General features: G+C 62.3%; 12 protein-coding genes, 3 tRNA genes and 3 rRNA genes. 15 read left to right on the top strand and 3 right to left on the bottom strand.

The features are described from left to right. Positions 1–846: 846 nt before the first annotated feature. The 5 genes from MUH00_RS06145 to MUH00_RS06125 all read left to right on the top strand — a co-directional run bounded on the left by MUH00_RS06145 (position 847) and on the right by MUH00_RS06125 (position 6,141). Positions 847–2,318 (top strand): 16S ribosomal RNA (locus tag MUH00_RS06145). Positions 2,319–2,455: 137 nt separating this feature from the next. Then, a tRNA-Ala gene (locus tag MUH00_RS06140) sits at positions 2,456–2,527 on the top strand. A gap of 230 nt (positions 2,528–2,757) precedes the next feature. Next, a 23S ribosomal RNA gene (locus MUH00_RS06135) occupies positions 2,758–5,677 on the top strand. Between the two features lie 134 nt (positions 5,678–5,811). After that, a 5S ribosomal RNA gene (gene rrf / locus MUH00_RS06130) occupies positions 5,812–5,933 on the top strand. The 16S, 23S and 5S rRNA genes sit together here with 2 tRNA genes alongside, the layout of an rRNA operon. A gap of 132 nt (positions 5,934–6,065) precedes the next feature. Then, positions 6,066–6,141: transfer RNA gene (locus MUH00_RS06125), tRNA-Cys, on the top strand. Positions 6,142–7,045: 904 nt separating this feature from the next. Here MUH00_RS06125 and MUH00_RS06120 read toward each other — a convergent pair. From MUH00_RS06120 to MUH00_RS06110, 3 genes are all read right to left on the bottom strand, one after another. After that, positions 7,046–7,119, bottom strand: a tRNA-Lys gene (locus MUH00_RS06120). A 90-nt stretch (positions 7,120–7,209) separates the two neighbouring features. Continuing rightward, entirely contained in the window at positions 7,210–7,905 is a 696-nt protein-coding gene (locus MUH00_RS06115) for a DUF7119 family protein (protein ID WP_247003052.1), read from the bottom strand. A 180-nt stretch (positions 7,906–8,085) separates the two neighbouring features. Next, positions 8,086–8,229, bottom strand: a complete 144-nt coding sequence (locus MUH00_RS06110) for a hypothetical protein (protein WP_247003050.1) — start codon at positions 8,227–8,229, stop codon at positions 8,086–8,088. Positions 8,230–8,852: 623 nt separating this feature from the next. Here MUH00_RS06110 and MUH00_RS06105 point away from each other — a divergent pair. From MUH00_RS06105 to MUH00_RS06060, 10 genes are all read left to right on the top strand, one after another. Continuing rightward, on the top strand, positions 8,853–9,347 hold the full coding sequence (locus tag MUH00_RS06105) for a ferritin-like domain-containing protein (protein WP_247003049.1): 495 nt from the start codon (positions 8,853–8,855) through the stop codon (positions 9,345–9,347). A gap of 5 nt (positions 9,348–9,352) precedes the next feature. Further along, complete coding sequence (locus MUH00_RS06100; RefSeq protein ID WP_247003048.1) at positions 9,353–9,517, top strand: hypothetical protein; 165 nt, start codon at positions 9,353–9,355, stop codon at positions 9,515–9,517. Between the two features lie 270 nt (positions 9,518–9,787). Beyond that, the gene (locus tag MUH00_RS06095; RefSeq protein ID WP_247004086.1) at positions 9,788–11,188 is read left to right on the top strand and encodes a sodium-dependent transporter; all 1,401 of its coding nucleotides are present in this window, start codon (positions 9,788–9,790) and stop codon (positions 11,186–11,188) included. Continuing rightward, on the top strand, positions 11,188–11,520 hold the full coding sequence (locus MUH00_RS06090) for a DUF8026 family protein (protein WP_247003047.1): 333 nt from the start codon (positions 11,188–11,190) through the stop codon (positions 11,518–11,520). The genes MUH00_RS06095 and MUH00_RS06090 overlap by 1 nt, the downstream gene beginning before the upstream one ends. A gap of 52 nt (positions 11,521–11,572) precedes the next feature. After that, a complete protein-coding gene (gene rimI / locus MUH00_RS06085; protein ID WP_247003046.1) occupies positions 11,573–12,055 on the top strand; it encodes a ribosomal protein S18-alanine N-acetyltransferase in 483 nt (160 codons plus the stop codon). A gap of 105 nt (positions 12,056–12,160) precedes the next feature. Next, positions 12,161–12,565, top strand: a complete 405-nt coding sequence (locus MUH00_RS06080) for a DUF5810 domain-containing protein (protein ID WP_247003045.1) — start codon at positions 12,161–12,163, stop codon at positions 12,563–12,565. 25 nt (positions 12,566–12,590) lie between these two features. Beyond that, positions 12,591–13,010, top strand: a complete 420-nt coding sequence (locus MUH00_RS06075) for a DUF5809 family protein (protein WP_247003044.1) — start codon at positions 12,591–12,593, stop codon at positions 13,008–13,010. Between the two features lie 55 nt (positions 13,011–13,065). Further along, the gene (locus tag MUH00_RS06070) at positions 13,066–14,322 is read left to right on the top strand and encodes a cation:proton antiporter (protein ID WP_247003043.1); all 1,257 of its coding nucleotides are present in this window, start codon (positions 13,066–13,068) and stop codon (positions 14,320–14,322) included. Between the two features lie 45 nt (positions 14,323–14,367). Next, on the top strand, positions 14,368–15,006 hold the full coding sequence (locus tag MUH00_RS06065; RefSeq protein WP_247003042.1) for an NUDIX hydrolase: 639 nt from the start codon (positions 14,368–14,370) through the stop codon (positions 15,004–15,006). Positions 15,007–15,177: 171 nt separating this feature from the next. Continuing rightward, complete coding sequence (locus MUH00_RS06060; protein ID WP_247003041.1) at positions 15,178–15,546, top strand: rhodanese-like domain-containing protein; 369 nt, start codon at positions 15,178–15,180, stop codon at positions 15,544–15,546. The last annotated feature ends 153 nt before the right edge of the window (positions 15,547–15,699 follow it).

The following is a 15,699-nucleotide window of genomic DNA, read 5'->3' as shown; positions in this document are numbered from 1 at the left end:
TCGAGAACGACAGTTCGCATCGACACGAAGCTTTCTTGCGCGTCCGCGCTCGAGTGCGAAGCACGCGGGTCTCATTCGGCCCGACCGTATCTGCGAGGACGGAATGATCGGCCGACCTCCGCCCGCGCGATATCCGTTATCGAAGAGCGGCCGCGTCGATCGTCGCACGACGTACTCGCTCGGACACCGTCGGCAGTCGCTGTAGACGTCACAATTCTGTCTAACCAGTGAAAAACCGTCGCATGGTAGCGGGTTCCGATGTACTTCTCGTTCGACGGTCTTATATATACACCCACCATTCGACACTAACGCGAACGACGTGGCGCAGGCCGCGTCCCCTCCGGCTGTGTCCCAGCGCGGAGGTAGGCACTGTATCCACCCTCGTCTCGAGGCGGCGACTGCCGCCTCTCCGAGGGCGATCGGATCGTGACGTATCCGTCGCCGGCGCAGCCGGCGCGACACGATGCCCTTATATTACACGGGGCGCGTGCGAAGTGGTACGCACAAACCCGCGCCGGATTCGGTTTTCGGTGCGGGATCGATCCGTTGCCCTTAAGTGTACGAGGCCGCTCGGATACGATGTGACCGATGAGGCGTTCACCGTCTCATCGGCTCGGATCGCTCAGCGCCCGAAGGGGTTAAGTACTCCTCGCGGCTTACGAGTAGGTCCGAAGGAAATGAGGATTCCACCCCTGCGGTCCGCCGTACAGATGGGATCTGATGTTAGCCTCGACAGTTCGGTGACGCCCGATCGGTCACCCGATCCGCGTTATCGAACGATTGGACCATTAGTGTGAGTGTGTACCAACATTCACCGCCAACCCCCCAGCTTCGCTGGGGAATAGCATTCCGGTTGATCCTGCCGGAGGTCATTGCTAGTGGAGTCCGATTTAGCCATGCTAGTCGCACGAGTTCAGACTCGTGGCAGATAGCTCAGTAACACGTGGCCAAACTACCCTGTCGAGCGGGATAACCTCGGGAAACTGAGGCTAATACCGCATACGGCTCTCCTGCTGGAACTGCAGAGAGCTCGAAACGCTCCGGCGCGACAGGATGTGGCTGCGGCCGATTAGGTAGACGGTGGGGTAACGGCCCACCGTGCCGATAATCGGTACGGGTTGTGAGAGCAAGAGCCCGGAGACGGTATCTGAGACAAGATACCGGGCCCTACGGGGCGCAGCAGGCGCGAAACCTTTACACTGCACGACAGTGCGATAAGGGGACTCCAGGTGCCAGGGCATATCGTCCTGGCTTTTGTGTACCGTAAGGTGGTACACGAATAAGTGCTGGGCAAGACCGGTGCCAGCCGCCGCGGTAATACCGGCAGCACAAGTGATGACCGCTATTATTGGGCCTAAAGCGTCCGTAGCTGGCCAGTCAAGTCCATCGGGAAATCTCTCCGCCCAACGGAGAGGCGTCCGGTGGAAACTGTCTGGCTTGGGACCGGAAGACCTGAGGGGTACGTCCGGGGTAGGAGTGAAATCCTGTAATCCTGGACGGACCACCGGTGGCGAAAGCGCCTCAGGAGGACGGATCCGACGGTGAGGGACGAAAGCTAGGGTCACGAACCGGATTAGATACCCGGGTAGTCCTAGCTGTAAACGATGTCTGCTAGGTGTGACACAGGCTACGAGCCTGTGTTGTGCCGTAGGGAAGCCGAGAAGCAGACCGCCTGGGAAGTACGTCCGCAAGGATGAAACTTAAAGGAATTGGCGGGGGAGCACTACAACCGGAGGAGCCTGCGGTTTAATTGGACTCAACGCCGGACATCTCACCAGCACCGACAGTATGCTGTGAAGCTCAGTGTGATGAGCTTAGTGGAGCTACTGAGAGGAGGTGCATGGCCGCCGTCAGCTCGTACCGTGAGGCGTCCTGTTAAGTCAGGCAACGAGCGAGACCCACGTCCCTAATTGCCAGCATGACCCTTGAGGTCGATGGGTACATTAGGGAGACTGCCAGTGCCAAACTGGAGGAAGGAATGGGCAACGGTAGGTCAGTATGCCCCGAATGTGCTGGGCTACACGCGGGCTACAATGGCCGAGACAGTGGGACGCCACCCCGAGAGGGGGCGCTAATCTCCGAAACTCGGTCGTAGTTCGGATTGTGGGCTGAAACTCGCCCACATGAAGCTGGATTCGGTAGTAATCGCGCCTCAGAAGGGCGCGGTGAATACGTCCCTGCTCCTTGCACACACCGCCCGTCAAAGCACCCGAGTGAGGTCCGGATGAGGCCCCGATAGGGGTCGAATCTGGGCTTCGCAAGGGGGCTTAAGTCGTAACAAGGTAGCCGTAGGGGAATCTGCGGCTGGATCACCTCCACAGACCGAGACCAGGCCGACGCGCCTGGCTCAACCCGTCCAACCGTTCGATCGACCGTCGCATGGCCGATCGGGCACCTTTGAACTGTCGAGGCTAACGTTTGTACCTCTCACCGCCGAGGTCGGCGGTGAGAGGGTGGGCCCATAGCTCAGTGGTAGAGTGCCTCCTTTGCAAGGAGGATGCCCAGGGTTCGAATCCCTGTGGGTCCATGTCTCGGAGCGGATCGAGATCGTGTCCCTTAAGTGGGAGACGGCGCTACGATCCAATCCGACAATAACCGATGCACCACTCCGCGCAAGCGTGAGTGGGAAGGGTTAATGCACGCTTGGCAGTCTCCAAGCGTGCAGATGAGACCGTGTGTACGTGTAGTCCAGGCGTCCACTGGACCCGTTCCCGGGTCACTCGGTTACATCTCTGATGTAACCCATACCAGATCCGACGAACGTGGCTACTGTGCCAGCTGGTGGATCGCTCGGCTCGAGAGCTGAAGAAGGACGTGCCAAGCTGCGATAAGCCTGAGGGAGCCGCACGGAGGCGAAGAACTCAGGATCTCCGAATGGGAATCCCCACCGCAATTGCCTTGCGCAATGGGGAACGCCGGGAATTGAAACATCTTAGTACCGGCAGGAAAAGAAAGCAATCGCGATGTCGTTAGTAACGGCGAGTGAACGCGACACAGTCCAAACCGAAGCCCTCACGGGCAATGTGGTGTTCGGACTGACGATCACTCCGCGAAAATCTGCACGAAGTCTCTTGGAACAGAGTGCGAAACAGGGTGACAGCCCCGTACTGCAGATGAGTACCGGACGAGTCAGCTCCAGAGTAGCGGGGATTGGATATTCCTCGTGAATTCCGCGGGCATCAACCGCGAAGACTAAACACTCCTCGAGACCGATAGCGAACAAGTAGTGTGAACGAACGCTGAAAAGCACCCCGAGAAGGGAGGTGCAATAGGGCGTGAAATCAGTTGGCGATGGAGCGACGGGGCATACAAGGTCCTGCGAAAAATGACCTACCCGCGAGGGTACAGTAAGAATCGCAGGAAGCCGATGTTCCGTCGTGCGTTTTGAAAAACGAACCAGGGAGTGTGCCTGATTGACGAGTCTAACCCGATCATCGGGGAAGGCATAGGGAAACCGACATGGCCGCAGCACCTAGTGTGAGGGCCGCCGTGTTCAAGCGCGGGGAGTCAATCGGGCACGACCCGAAACCGGATGATCTAGACTCAGGCAGGGTGAAGCGTGGCGAAAGCCACGTGGAGGCCCGTTAGCGTTGGTGTCCTACAATACCCTCGCGTGACCTGCGTCTAGGGGTGAAAGGCCCATCGAATCCGGAAACAGCTGGTTCCAACCGAAACATGTCGAAGCATGACCTCTGCTGAGATAGTCCGTGGGGTAGAGCGACGGATTGGGGGACCGCACTCCGAGAGGAGTGTGCCCCCCTGTCCAACTCCGAACCTACGGACGTCGCTGACGCAGGGAGTCCGGTGCGCGGGGTAAGCCTGTGTACCGTGAGGGAGACAACCCAGAGCTGGGTTAAGGTCCCCAAGTGTGGATTAAGTGCGATCGAAGGTGGTCGCAAGCCCTAGACAGCCGGGAGGTGAGCTTAGAAGCAGCTACCCTCTAAGAAAAGCGTAACAGCTTACCGGCCGAGGTTTGCGGCGCCGAAAATGATCGGGGCTCAAATCCACCACCGAGACCTAGCGGCGTGTGTCACAACACGATCCCGTAGGTTGGCGTTCCGTTCGGGCGGAAGCATGGTCGAGAGATCATGTGGACCGTGCGGTAACGAAAATCCTGGTCATAGTAGCAGCGTGAGTCGGGTGAGAACCCCGACGGCCGAACGAGTAAGGGTTCCTCAGCAATGCTAATCAGCTGAGGGTTAGCCGGTCCTAAGTCAGCCCGTAAGTCGAAGCTGACAAATTGGGAAATAGGTTAATAGTCCTATGCCAGTGTGCACTCAAAGCCGACGCTTTGGGGCCGCCTCTGCCGGGCTATCGCCCGGTCGAACAGTCGAACTTCGTGGAAGCCGTAATGGCACGAAGCGAACGAATGACTGGATAGCGAAAGAGAGGTCAACCTAGAGCCCGTGAAAAGGCGAGCACACTGTCCGTACCGAGATCCGACACAGGTACTCGTGGCAGCGAAAGCCAAGGTCTGTCGGGAATAACCGACGTTAGGGAATTCGGCAAGTTAGTCCCGTACGTTCGCAATAAGGGATGCCTGCCTCGGAAAGAGGCAGGTCGCAGTGACTCGGGCGCTCCGACTGTCTAGTAACAACATAGGTGACCGCAAATCCGCAAGGACTCGTACGGTCACTGAATCCTGCCCAGTGCAGGTATCTGAACACCCCGTACAAGGGGACGAAGGACCTGTTAACGGCGGGGGTAACTATGACCCTCTTAAGGTAGCGTAGTACCTTGCCGCTTCAGTAGCGGCTTGCATGAATGGATCAACGAGAGCGCCACTGTCCCAACGTTGGGCCCGGTGAACTGTACGTTCCAGTGCGGAGTCTGGAGACCCCCAAGGGGAAGCGAAGACCCTATAGAGCTTTACTGCAGGCTGTCGCTGAGACATGGTCGCCATTGTGCAGCATAGGTAGGAGGCGTTACACAGGTACCCGCGCCAGCGGGCCACCGAGCCATCACTGAAATACTACCCGATGGTGACTGTGACTCTCACTCCGGGAGGAGGACACCGGTAGCCGGGCAGTTTGACTGGGGCGGTACGCGCTTGAAAAGATATCGAGCGCGCCCCAAGGTTTCCTCATCCGGGTCGGAGACCCGGAACAGAGCGCAAGAGCAAACGGAAGCCTGACAGTGTCCTGCACAACAAGGGACGCTGACGCGAAAGCGTGGTCTAGCGAACCAATTAGCCCGATAGATGCGGGCAATTGCTGACAGAAAAGCTACCTTAGGGATAACAGAGTCGTCACCCGCAAGAGCACATATCGACCGGGTGGCTTGCTACCTCGATGTCGGTTCCCTCCATCCTGGCCGTGCAGCATCGGCCAAGGGTGAGGTTGTTCGCCTATTAAAGGAGGTCGTGAGCTGGGTTTAGACCGTCGTGAGACAGGTCGGCTGCTATCTATTGGGGGTGTGAGGTTCCTGACGGGAACGTTCGTATAGTACGAGAGGAACTACGAATGGGTGCCACTAGTCTACCGGCTGTTCGAAAGAGCACGTGCCGGGCAGCTACGCACCACGGGGTAAGAGCTGAACGCATCTAAGCTCGAAACCCACCTGGAAAAGAGGAACCACCGAGATCACTCGTAGAAGACGAGTTCGATAGACTCGGGGTGTACGCACCAAGGCAACGAGGTGTTGAGCCCGCGAGCACTAACCGATCAAGCCACACAATCATACATTACGTTACATTGGATCTGCACTGGCCCGGAAACGGGTCCAGACGCACACTGGACTACACGCACATTACGGTCACAACACAACCAACCGATATTGGCATGATCGCGGTTCGATTCCGCGAATCGGCGTTACGGCGGCCACAGCGGCGGGGACCCTCCCGTACCCATCCCGAACACGGAAGATAAGCCCGCCAGCGTGTCGGTCAGTACTGGAGTGGGAGACCCTCTGGAAACCCCGATTCGCCGCCGACCACTCATACTCTATTCAATCACGCCCCGCACAGCCGCTGCTTCGGCTGTGCGGGGCTTTTTGCATGTGTGGACGTCACAGTCCCCGTGGCGTACCGCTATGCTTAAACGAACGCAGTGACAACTACGTACTGCGCCAAGGTGGCAGAGTCCGGCCGAACGCAGCGGCCTGCAGAGCCGCCTACCGCCGGTTCAAATCCGGCCCTTGGCTTACCTACATTCCTCATAATACATCTGGATAGGGGATCGGACGCACGATCGCGTTTGGAACGGACGGTTTTGATATTTTTGAACTCTCCAGTGGAAACGCCGGGGTAGGCAGCGCGACGGGTCCAGCTTCGACCATGGTGGCGGTTATGGGTACTGCCTGAAATCGGGGTTCAAGTACACGGGACGCTGCGCCCGGACGTTCGATCCCGATGAGGGTCGTGCTCATTCCGGTTTCTGAAAACCGTCGGAGCGTTGTTCACTGGCGATGAGCTCTCAGTAAAAACCGGTTGCGAGTTCTCTACTTTCGGCCCCAGAGCTGCAAACGCGCGTTACCCGATGCTGATCCGGTCTGGAGCGGTTGACCGAGCGGAAATTTGCTGAGTCTGTGTCGGCCTTCGGGATGCGAGTGGCCGGTTCCGAACTGCCGTCGCAGCGATCGGACTCTGGTCGATGCGGGGAGGGCATAATCGACGGGACAGCGAACACCGTAAACGACGAACGCTGACAGGCACCGCCGAACGCAGCGACTACGCTGGCCCCGTCGCCAGGATTGCGATCGACGCCGGCGAGAATCGTCCGTCGACATCCTGGATCTTGTGAGGGCGCGGACGTCGCCGATCGAATCGGCCGTTCGGCTGATCAATTTGCTCGCCGGGCGGCCGTGCTCGACACCGTCAGTCTCCGTCGACCTCGCGACGGAGCTGTTTCTGGAATCCGGATTTGCCGGTCTCGAACCTTGTAGCTCGCAGGTTCGTTCACACCGAGATCGCGAGCGGGATGCACATTCGAACGCGCGGTCGTTCCCGTCTCGCTTCACCTTCGGCGTCGCTCACTTCCCGTTTCCTGCGTTCAAATTCCGCCGGTTCCGTCACCTGTTGCTCACGTATTTGTTCGCAACGGGAAAGCGGGCCGGGCGCGATTTGAACACGCGACCGTCTGGTTAAAAGCCAGACGCTCTGCCGGACTGAGCTACCGGCCCTCTGGTTCCTACTATCGGTGAGCGGTGGTTAAACGTTTCTTTCTTCGACGGGGGCCGAGGTCGAGTAGCAGGGCTGGTGTGGTCCGCCGATCACTGAAAGTACTCGTCGAGCGCTTCCGTGACGAGGTCGCCGGGGTCGACGCCGTCGATCGAGGCGCGGCGACGGAGATCGCGGTAGGTTTCCGGCGAGAGCGTGAGTTCGATCGTGCCGAGTCCGACGCCGTGATCGGCGAGGGCGCGCTCGATCGGGATCCCGTCGTTGATGGCGCTGGCGACGCTGCGGACCTCGCGGACGGTGAGGTCGCCGTCGAGGGTCGCCCACGCCAGGAGGAGTCGCGCCTCGCCACCGACGCGAGCGATGTGTTTGGCGGCGGTGGGTGCGATCTGGCCGAGGGCGACTTGTTTGCGGACCGATCGCGGCAGGTCGTGGACGCGGGCCCACTTTCGGATGAACGAGACGGTCGCTTCGCCGCCTGTGCGTTCGGCGGCGGCCTTGTAAGAGCCTTCCCCGCGGACGAGTGCGGCGCAGGCGGCGGCGCCCCGGAGCATGTAGAGGTGATCGTCTTCGGTCTTTCCGGCGGCGAACCGCCGGACGGTTTCCGCGGCCGCGGCGAGGCTCTCGGGGTCATCGGGGTCGAACTGAACGGCTTCGCGGGCTCGGGTCCCGGTGACCGACTCGTCGCCTCGAATGACGGGCGCGCCGACCGGTGATTCGCGGTCCGTCGGGATCGGGCGACCGTGGTCGTCGCGGCCGGTGTGCCGATCGCCGGACCGGTTGTCAGTCATGCGGGATCATAGGTGGCTCGCCATTAAAAAGGTCGTTACCACAGAGACTGTCACAACTCGTACTCGTCGGTATCCCGAACCGGTGCGCTTCGACCTCGGTTCTCGGCGAGAATACGAAGCATCGATACGAGTTCGAAAGCGGGCTCAGTGGGTTCCGAATCGGCGGCTGCCCCGAATGCGTTATTCGTCGCGTTTTTCCGCGAGGTGTTCCCAGATCTCCGTGCAGCCGGCGCCCTCTTCGATATCGTCGAGGTGAGCGTCGTCGCGCTCGTCGTCCGTGTCCTGCTCGCCCGGCTCTGGTTTGCATTCGACTCCGTCAGTCATTGGTCGCCCTTCGAACGGAATGCCCTTAAGTGACGCTCCGTCAGCAAGCGATACCCGTGCTCTGTCTTAGGGGTGATTGATGCCGCTATCTCAGACGGCGTTTGCCACGATCGACGACGGCGATGCCCGCTGTCGGGCTCGGCGTTCGTAGCGAATCGCCCGCTTGAGTCGAACGAGATCGAGCCGAATACGCGATCGGCGGATCGAACCCGCCGTCGAGGCGGAATCCGGGCGTCCGACCGATGCGGGACGTTCCCGATCGCGTCGTAACGCCCGGGGCGGCCCGTTACCGGGGGCTCGATTCGTTGCCATCGCGCTCGCTGACGGTACCCCGAGCCGGAGCACGAGTCAGCGCGGAACGGGGCGACGGCCGCGCTCAGCGCCGCGACGGCGGATCGATGATACGCAGATCGGCCGTCGCGGTGATGTCGCGAATTCGGCGCGCCGGCGTGGCAAAAATAGCCGGTACGTGTGGCGCCCCTTCGAACGATGCATCAGTATCTGATCCGATCGGCGGGTCACTCGGCGAAGAGCGCGACCGCTCCTCGCCGTTCGCGTCCAACCTGCCGTCGCAGGCTGGCGACTTTTTCTCGCGGCCGCTGAACCGGACGTGTGGTTGTCCCATGAGTCTCAAAACCATCCAAGACCTGTTCGAACACGGCCTCGAAGACCTCTACCACGCCGAACACGAACTGCTCGACGCGCTCTCCGAACTCGAATCGAACACGGAGCGCGACGAGATCGCGAGCGCCTTCGCTGAGCACCGCGAGGAGACGCAGACGCACATCGATCGGCTCGAGGAGGTGTTCGAGATGTTCGGCGAGCCGCCCGAAAAGGAGGAGTGTGAGGGGATTCAGGGCCTCATCGAGGAGTACGAGGAGTTCACCCAGCAGGATCCCTCACAGGAGGTGCTCGATTACCACAACATGGCGGCCGCAGAGAAGACCGAACACTACGAAATCGCGGCCTACGGCAACCTGATCCCGCTTGCGGACCAACTGGGAATGGACGACGCGGCGGATCTCCTCGAGGAGAACCTCCGGGAGGAACAGGGCGCCTTGGACGAACTGAAGGAGCTGACCGAACGGTTCGAGATAGACGCGATCCCCGCCGAGTGATCCGAATGGCCGGAGAATCCGAAGAGACCGACGACCCCGAGGAATCCGAGGAGCAAGGACAGTACGGAGGGACGGAAGACGAGCAGCCGACGACATCGATCGACGAGGACGACGAGGACGACGAAAACGGCGAAAACGGCGAAAGCGGCGAAAGCGGGCGCGGCGACTGATCGGCGCCGTGACTGACCGGTTCGGCGGCCGATCGTTGTCTTGGATCGTCGACCGATCGCGGTCGTTCTCGGGGTGACTCGGGACGAGCTAGCGGCTGTTCGGCCGCCGCAGGCCGAACGGACCGGTAATCGGATCTTACGCTAGTGTTTCGTGCTGGCATATACCATACATATAGGTTCCTGCACGTGGTGTGGCCGGTGTGAGTCGCAATGGCTGACGTCCCAACGAAAACGGCCCGCGCGGAGTGGGGGTCCCGATTCGGATTCCTGATGGCAATGATCGGTGCGATGGTCGGCGCCGGGAACATTTGGCGCTTCCCGTACGTCGCGGGGAAAAACGGGGGCGGTGCGTTCATCCTCGCGTTCCTTACGATCCTGTTCGTGCTCTGTGTCCCTGGATTGATGGCGGAGGTCGCCCTCGGGCGGTACACGAATAAGGGCGTCATCGGCGCGTTCCGCGACGTCGTCGGTTCCGGTGGGCTGGTCGGCTTCGGCGTCGTCGTGCTTCTGGTGAACATCGCGCTGATGTCGTACTACTCGCCGGTGATCGGGTGGACGCTGTACTACGCGATCCACTCGCTGTTGTTCACGTTCACCGGGAGCGGATTCGAGCCACAGGCGTTCTGGGAGGGACTGCTCGCGAACCCCGCTCTGATGATCGGCCTGCACACGGCAGTGATGGCGTCGATCGCGGCGGTCCTCTACCTCGGCATTCGGCGCGGCGTCGAGCGGGTCGTCGTCTACGCGGTCCCCGCGTTGATCGTCGCGCTCGTCGTCATGACGATTCGCGGGCTCACGCTCCCCGGTGCGAGCGAGGGGATCGCCTTCACGTTCGGCGTCCAGTGGGAGTACCTCACGTACAGCGACACGTGGATCACCGCGCTCGGGCAGGCGCTGTTCTCGACGGGGCTCGGCTGGGGGATCGCACTCACCATCGGCAGCTACCTGCGCGAGTACGACGACGTGCCGCTGGGCGGTGGCGTCTTCACGGCGATCGGCGAGTCGAGCGTCGGCATCCTCGCGGCGTTGGCGATCTTCCCGATCGTCTTCGCGGCCGGGCTCGAGCCGGACGTAGGTCCGAGCCTCACGTTTATCTCGCTCGTGCAGGTGTTCCCCGAGATCCCCCTCGGCGGACTCGTCGCGATACTCTTCTTCGTCGGTTTCTTCCTCGCGGCGTTTACGTCCGGGCTGTTGATTACGGAGGTGAGCGTCACGACGCTCTCCGAGGAGACGCGGCTGAGTCGCGAACAAACGGTCCTCGGCGTCTGTGCCGGAATCTGGCTGCTCGGCATCCCGAGCGCCTACAACGTCGAGACTCTCGACTTCCTTGACTTCGTCTTCGGGAACTGGGGGTTGCCGCTCGCGACGCTCGCGATCATCGGCGTTATCGGCTGGGTTCTGGGTCCCGAACGGCTGCGTCTGCTGGCGGTCGACCGCAATGCCGGCATCCATATCGGTCGCTGGTGGGATCCCGTGATCAAGTACGTCATCCCCGCGGTGATGCTCTTCATCATCGGCTACTTCGCTTACGAGAACTTCGGCGACCGCGAGATGATCGGCGGGATGTTGGTGCTCGTGTTGTTCCCGATCATCGGGTACGCGATCATGTCGATCGTCGAGGGCCGCCGCGGCCACCCGGACGCTGCCGAGGTTCCGGGAGGTGACGACTGATGATCCTGCCCGCCCAGGCGTTGACCGCCGAGGTGCTCGGGATGCTCGCGTTCACCCTGCTGGCGTTCTACGGCGTCGCCGGCTGGGCGCTCGTCCGAACCTTGCGCCAGGAGAGCGAGAAGGTCGAGATCCTCGAACACCAGGATCGAATGGACACCTACTCGCCGACGGCGCTGGCCGAGCTCCGCGAGTGGATCGAGGAGAACCCGAACGATCCCCTCGTCGACGAAGCCCGCGGCCAGTACAACGAGTGCGTCGAGGTCCTCCGGGAGACCGATCGCCACTTCTACGACTGGTCGGACGCGGAGATCGAGCGCCTCGAACCGGTCTGACCGCCTGCGAGGGACGCGTACTTCTTTTACTGCTCGCGATAGAGTGACGACTGTGACAGTCCCCGTGCCGGGTTCGGACGACGCTGGCGAGGTATCGATTCGGCCTGCGGAGCGGGTGGACCTGCTCGCAGTCGTCCGCATCGAGACGGCCTCGTTCCCGCAGCCCTGGCCGTACGAGGCGTTCGAAGGGTTTCTCGGCGATCCCGGCTTTCTGGTCGCGATCGAGGACGGCGCGGTCGCCGGCTACGTCGTCGCCGACGTGACGACGACCTACGGCCGGCACCTGGGCCACATCAAGGACATCGCCGTCCATCCCGATCGACGCGGGGCGGGCATCGGATCGACGCTGCTCTCCCGATCGCTCTCCGTGCTCGCGGCCCGCGGCGCCGACACCGTCAAACTCGAGGTTCGAGAGTCGAACGACGGGGCGAAACGCCTCTACCGCGAGTTCGGCTTCGAACCGCTTCGACGGGTGCCCGGCTACTACGACGGCAAGGAGGACGCGATCGTGATGATCCGAAAACTGGGCTCGTAGTCGCTGTTCTGAATGTGCTCGAGACGCTGGTTACCACGCACGTTCGGTACTGAACCCCCGAGCCATGACGGGCAGGTTTTACGACGCGCGTCCGTACCTTTCAGTATGGGATACGCCTGCCCGGTCTGTGACGCCGAACAGGCCGACGCGGAACACCTCGCGAACCACCTCGCCGTCACCGCCTCGCTCGGCCGCGAGGATCACGAGGCGTGGCTCGAGGAACACGCTCCGGACTGGCCCGATCGCACCCCCGAGGAACTCGGCGAGATCGTCAGTCAGTACGCACCGGAGGTCGACACCCCCGAGTTCGACTCGAGCCACGGCCACTCGCCGACGCTGGAGGACGAACTCGCCCGACAGTCTCGCCGGCCCGGACGCGGCGAGATGACGAGCGAAACGGAGCGCGTCCTCGAGGAGGCCCGCGAGTTGACCCGCCGGATGCAGGGGACGGCCGAAGAGGACGCCGACGACGCGCAGGCGGGACGCGAGACCGAAAACGAAAACGCGTAACTATCCGACGCACGACCGTTCGCCTATGCACACGGCGGGGACGTTCACCTTCGAGTCGACCGAGGACGCGCGCGAACAGTACGAGACGGTCGGCCCTGCGGCCCAGACGGTCGTCCGCGAGGTCGCGAAGGCGATGGCGTTCGATCGCGAGGAGTACGGCGAGCGCGTCACCGGCGACGTCGTCGAGACGGCCCGCGACGCCCTGTTCGCGAGCCTTCTCGAAGTGCGGGTCGGCAGCCGCGAGGAGTACGAGGAGTGGCGTGACGCGTACGACGGCGACGTGACCGAGGTCGGCCACGAGAGCGTCGATCGCGTCGTCTGGCACGCGGGCCCCGAGGGCGACGCCGTTGCGGCGACGTTCCAGCGCGAGGAGGACGCCGCGATCGCGACGCTCCGCCGACAGGCGTTCGGACGGATCTACCGGGATCTCGTCGCGCAGTCCTGACGACTATCTGCCCCGACCCCAAGGCGCTTCACTACTGGACCCTGTAGGACACGACATGGTCGAAGCCGGCGGCATTGATCTGCTCAATCTCCTGCTGGTATTAACGCTCGCGTGGATCTTCGGCCTCATCGTCGAGCGGCTCGGCTACCCGGCGCTGATGGGGGAACTCTTCGCGGGGATCGTCTTCGGACCGGCGGTGTTCGGGCTGTTACACGGTTCCGAGGCGATCGACGTCTTCGCGGAACTCGGCGTCTTCCTGTTGATGATCTACGTCGGGATGGAGGTCGACCTCCACGACCTGTTCGAACTCGGTCCGCAGGCGCTGATGGTCGCGTTCGGCGGCTTCGTCGTCCCCTTCGGCCTCGGCTACCTGGCCGGGGGGTTCATCGGTGCGACGATGGAGCAGTCGCTATTCATCGGCATCGCGATGGCCGCGACGTCGCTGGCGACGAAGTCGCGCATCCTGGTCGATCTGGGGATCCTCGATACGCGCATCGCGGGGGTTCTCCTCGGGGGTGCGCTGCTGTCTGACGTGGGCGTGATGGTCGTCTTCGCCGGCATCATGGGATTCATCGAAACGGGCGACGTGACGATCGTCGATCTCGGACTGGTCGCGGGGAAGGCGCTGTTGTTCTTCGCGGCCGCGCTGGTGGTCGGCGATCGGTTCCTTCCCTACATCTGGGAGGGGCTCCAGACGTGGATGGAGCGCCACGAGTTCGTCGACAAGACCTCGGCGTTTACGGTCGCGCTCGTGGTCGCGCTGGTCTTCGCCTTCTTCGCGGCGCTGGTCGACCTCCACATGATCATCGGCGGGTTCATCGCCGGGTTGTTCCTCCGACAGGCGCAGCTCGACCCGGACATCTACAACCACATGTACGACGTCATGTACGACCTGGCGATGGGCTTTTTCGCCCCGATCTTCTTCGTCTCGGTCGCGTTCGAACTCACCCTCAGCGTGTTCACGCAGCGACTCGACCTGCTCGTGCTCATCTTGATCATCGCCTTCGTCGGCAAGATCGTCGGCAGTTGGCTATTCGCCCTCCCGACGAAGCTCTCCTCGAAGGAGGGACTCGTCATCGGGCTCGGAATGAACGGCCGAGGAACCGTCGAGATCGTCATCGTCTCGATCGCTCTCTCGGCCGGCGTCATCGGTCAGGAGCTGTTCTCGGTGCTCGTCTTCACGGCGATCTTCACGACGGTGCTCGTCCCGCCGACCGTCAAGTGGGGCATCGACTGGCTGGCGCGGGCGGACGAACTGGTCTTCACCGAGGGGCCCACCTTCGAGGCGGAGTCGGAGGCCGGCGACGCGTGATCCGAAACGCCACCTATTACGGTCGGCGCCCGTAGCAGTTACCCGATGACCGAACCCGACGACTGGGACCTCCTCGAGGAGGTGACCGAGTACGAGACGCCCTGGTACGACGGGGGGTACGATCTGCTCGAACAGCCCGACGGCGCCGAGAAGCGCTACTACTGGGCCGAACTGCCGCCGGCGGTGGTCGTCGTCGCCCGGATCGACGCTGGCGTCCTCGTCGACGCGATCGGCGCGGACACGGACGGGAGCGGCGACGATACGAACCCGATCGACGGCGAGAACGACGAGCCGATCGACGACGGTCGGGACCGGCTCCTGTTCGTCGAGCAGTACCGGCCGCCGATCCGGGAGACGCACCTCGAGTTGCCCGCCGGCATCGTCGAGGACGGCGAGTCCTACACGACGGCCGCCGCGCGCGAACTCGAGGAGGAGACCGGATTTCGGCCGTCGAGCACCGCGCTCCTCCAGGAGTACGCCGTCGCCACCGGGGTGCTCCGACACGATCGGGGCGTCGTCTACGCCGAGGGGCTCGAACCCGGCAGGCGGGAACTCGACTCCAACGAGTTCCTCTCCGTGACGACCGTGCCGGTCGACGAGGCGCTCGGTCGGGCCCGCGAACAGCCGGCCAACGACTCGACGCTGACGTCGCTGTTGCTCGCGAAGGAGGACGGATTGCTTTAGGGCGATCCGCGGTAGTGAGCTTCTGTTCAGCGTAGAACTATCCGTTTACGCGCCGGTAGTCAACCGATTGTGGCCACCTTGTAGTGGTCTCAGTATCGAGGCGTCTCTTCCGACTATGGATCCGAGAACCGACCCGTGGGCTTATTCGCCCGGCGTCCTAACACCGGGATAATGGACGGCGAAATCACCCCGGACGAGGTGAAGGAACTCCTCGAGAACGGCGACGACGTCCGAGTCGTCGACATTCGGGATGCACAGAGCTTCAAACGCAGCCACATCCCCGACAGCGAAAACCTCCCGTTCCAGGAGCTCACGAGCCGGATCGACGAACTCGAAGGCGAAGACCGCATCGTGACCGTCTGTCCGCACGGCAAGGCGAGCGTCCAGGCGGCCCAGCTCATCGGCTCCTACGAGGGCACCGCCGACGCCCGCGTCGAGAGCATGGAAGGCGGCCTCGAGAAGTACGGCATGAAGTTCGGCCTCGTCGCGGACGAGGCCGGCGAGGGCGAGTCGACCGCCGACGCCGAATCCCCCTTCTAGCTCCTCGGGAAGTCCCCGGACGCACCGATCGATCGCCCGCCACCGTCTCGGTCGGCGCGTTCGACACAGCGGTGTCGTAGGGATCTCGCCGACGGCGGCGCTGCTGGGGAACTGAACAACGCGAAGTCGGTAGGAGAAACGATGCGCGCGCGG

The organism is Halosolutus gelatinilyticus (assembly GCF_023028105.1).
GTDB classification, from domain to species: Archaea; Halobacteriota; Halobacteria; order Halobacteriales; family Natrialbaceae; genus Halosolutus; species Halosolutus gelatinilyticus.
This window is presented reverse-complemented; position numbering and strand designations above follow the sequence as displayed.

Bases quoted from the DNA above. Each gene is read 5' to 3' on its own strand.
- MUH00_RS06115 (WP_247003052.1), bottom strand. From the start codon at position 7,905: ATGACTGACAACCGGTCCGGCGATCGGCACACCGGCCGCGACGACCAC.
- MUH00_RS06110 (WP_247003050.1), bottom strand. From the start codon at position 8,229: ATGACTGACGGAGTCGAATGCAAACCAGAGCCGGGCGAGCAGGACACG.
- MUH00_RS06105 (WP_247003049.1), top strand. From the start codon at position 8,853: ATGAGTCTCAAAACCATCCAAGACCTGTTCGAACACGGCCTCGAAGAC.
- MUH00_RS06100 (WP_247003048.1), top strand. From the start codon at position 9,353: ATGGCCGGAGAATCCGAAGAGACCGACGACCCCGAGGAATCCGAGGAG.
- MUH00_RS06095 (WP_247004086.1), top strand. From the start codon at position 9,788: ATGGCAATGATCGGTGCGATGGTCGGCGCCGGGAACATTTGGCGCTTC.
- MUH00_RS06090 (WP_247003047.1), top strand. From the start codon at position 11,188: ATGATCCTGCCCGCCCAGGCGTTGACCGCCGAGGTGCTCGGGATGCTC.
- MUH00_RS06080 (WP_247003045.1), top strand. From the start codon at position 12,161: ATGGGATACGCCTGCCCGGTCTGTGACGCCGAACAGGCCGACGCGGAA.
- MUH00_RS06075 (WP_247003044.1), top strand. From the start codon at position 12,591: ATGCACACGGCGGGGACGTTCACCTTCGAGTCGACCGAGGACGCGCGC.
- MUH00_RS06070 (WP_247003043.1), top strand. From the start codon at position 13,066: ATGGTCGAAGCCGGCGGCATTGATCTGCTCAATCTCCTGCTGGTATTA.
- MUH00_RS06065 (WP_247003042.1), top strand. From the start codon at position 14,368: ATGACCGAACCCGACGACTGGGACCTCCTCGAGGAGGTGACCGAGTAC.
- MUH00_RS06060 (WP_247003041.1), top strand. From the start codon at position 15,178: ATGGACGGCGAAATCACCCCGGACGAGGTGAAGGAACTCCTCGAGAAC.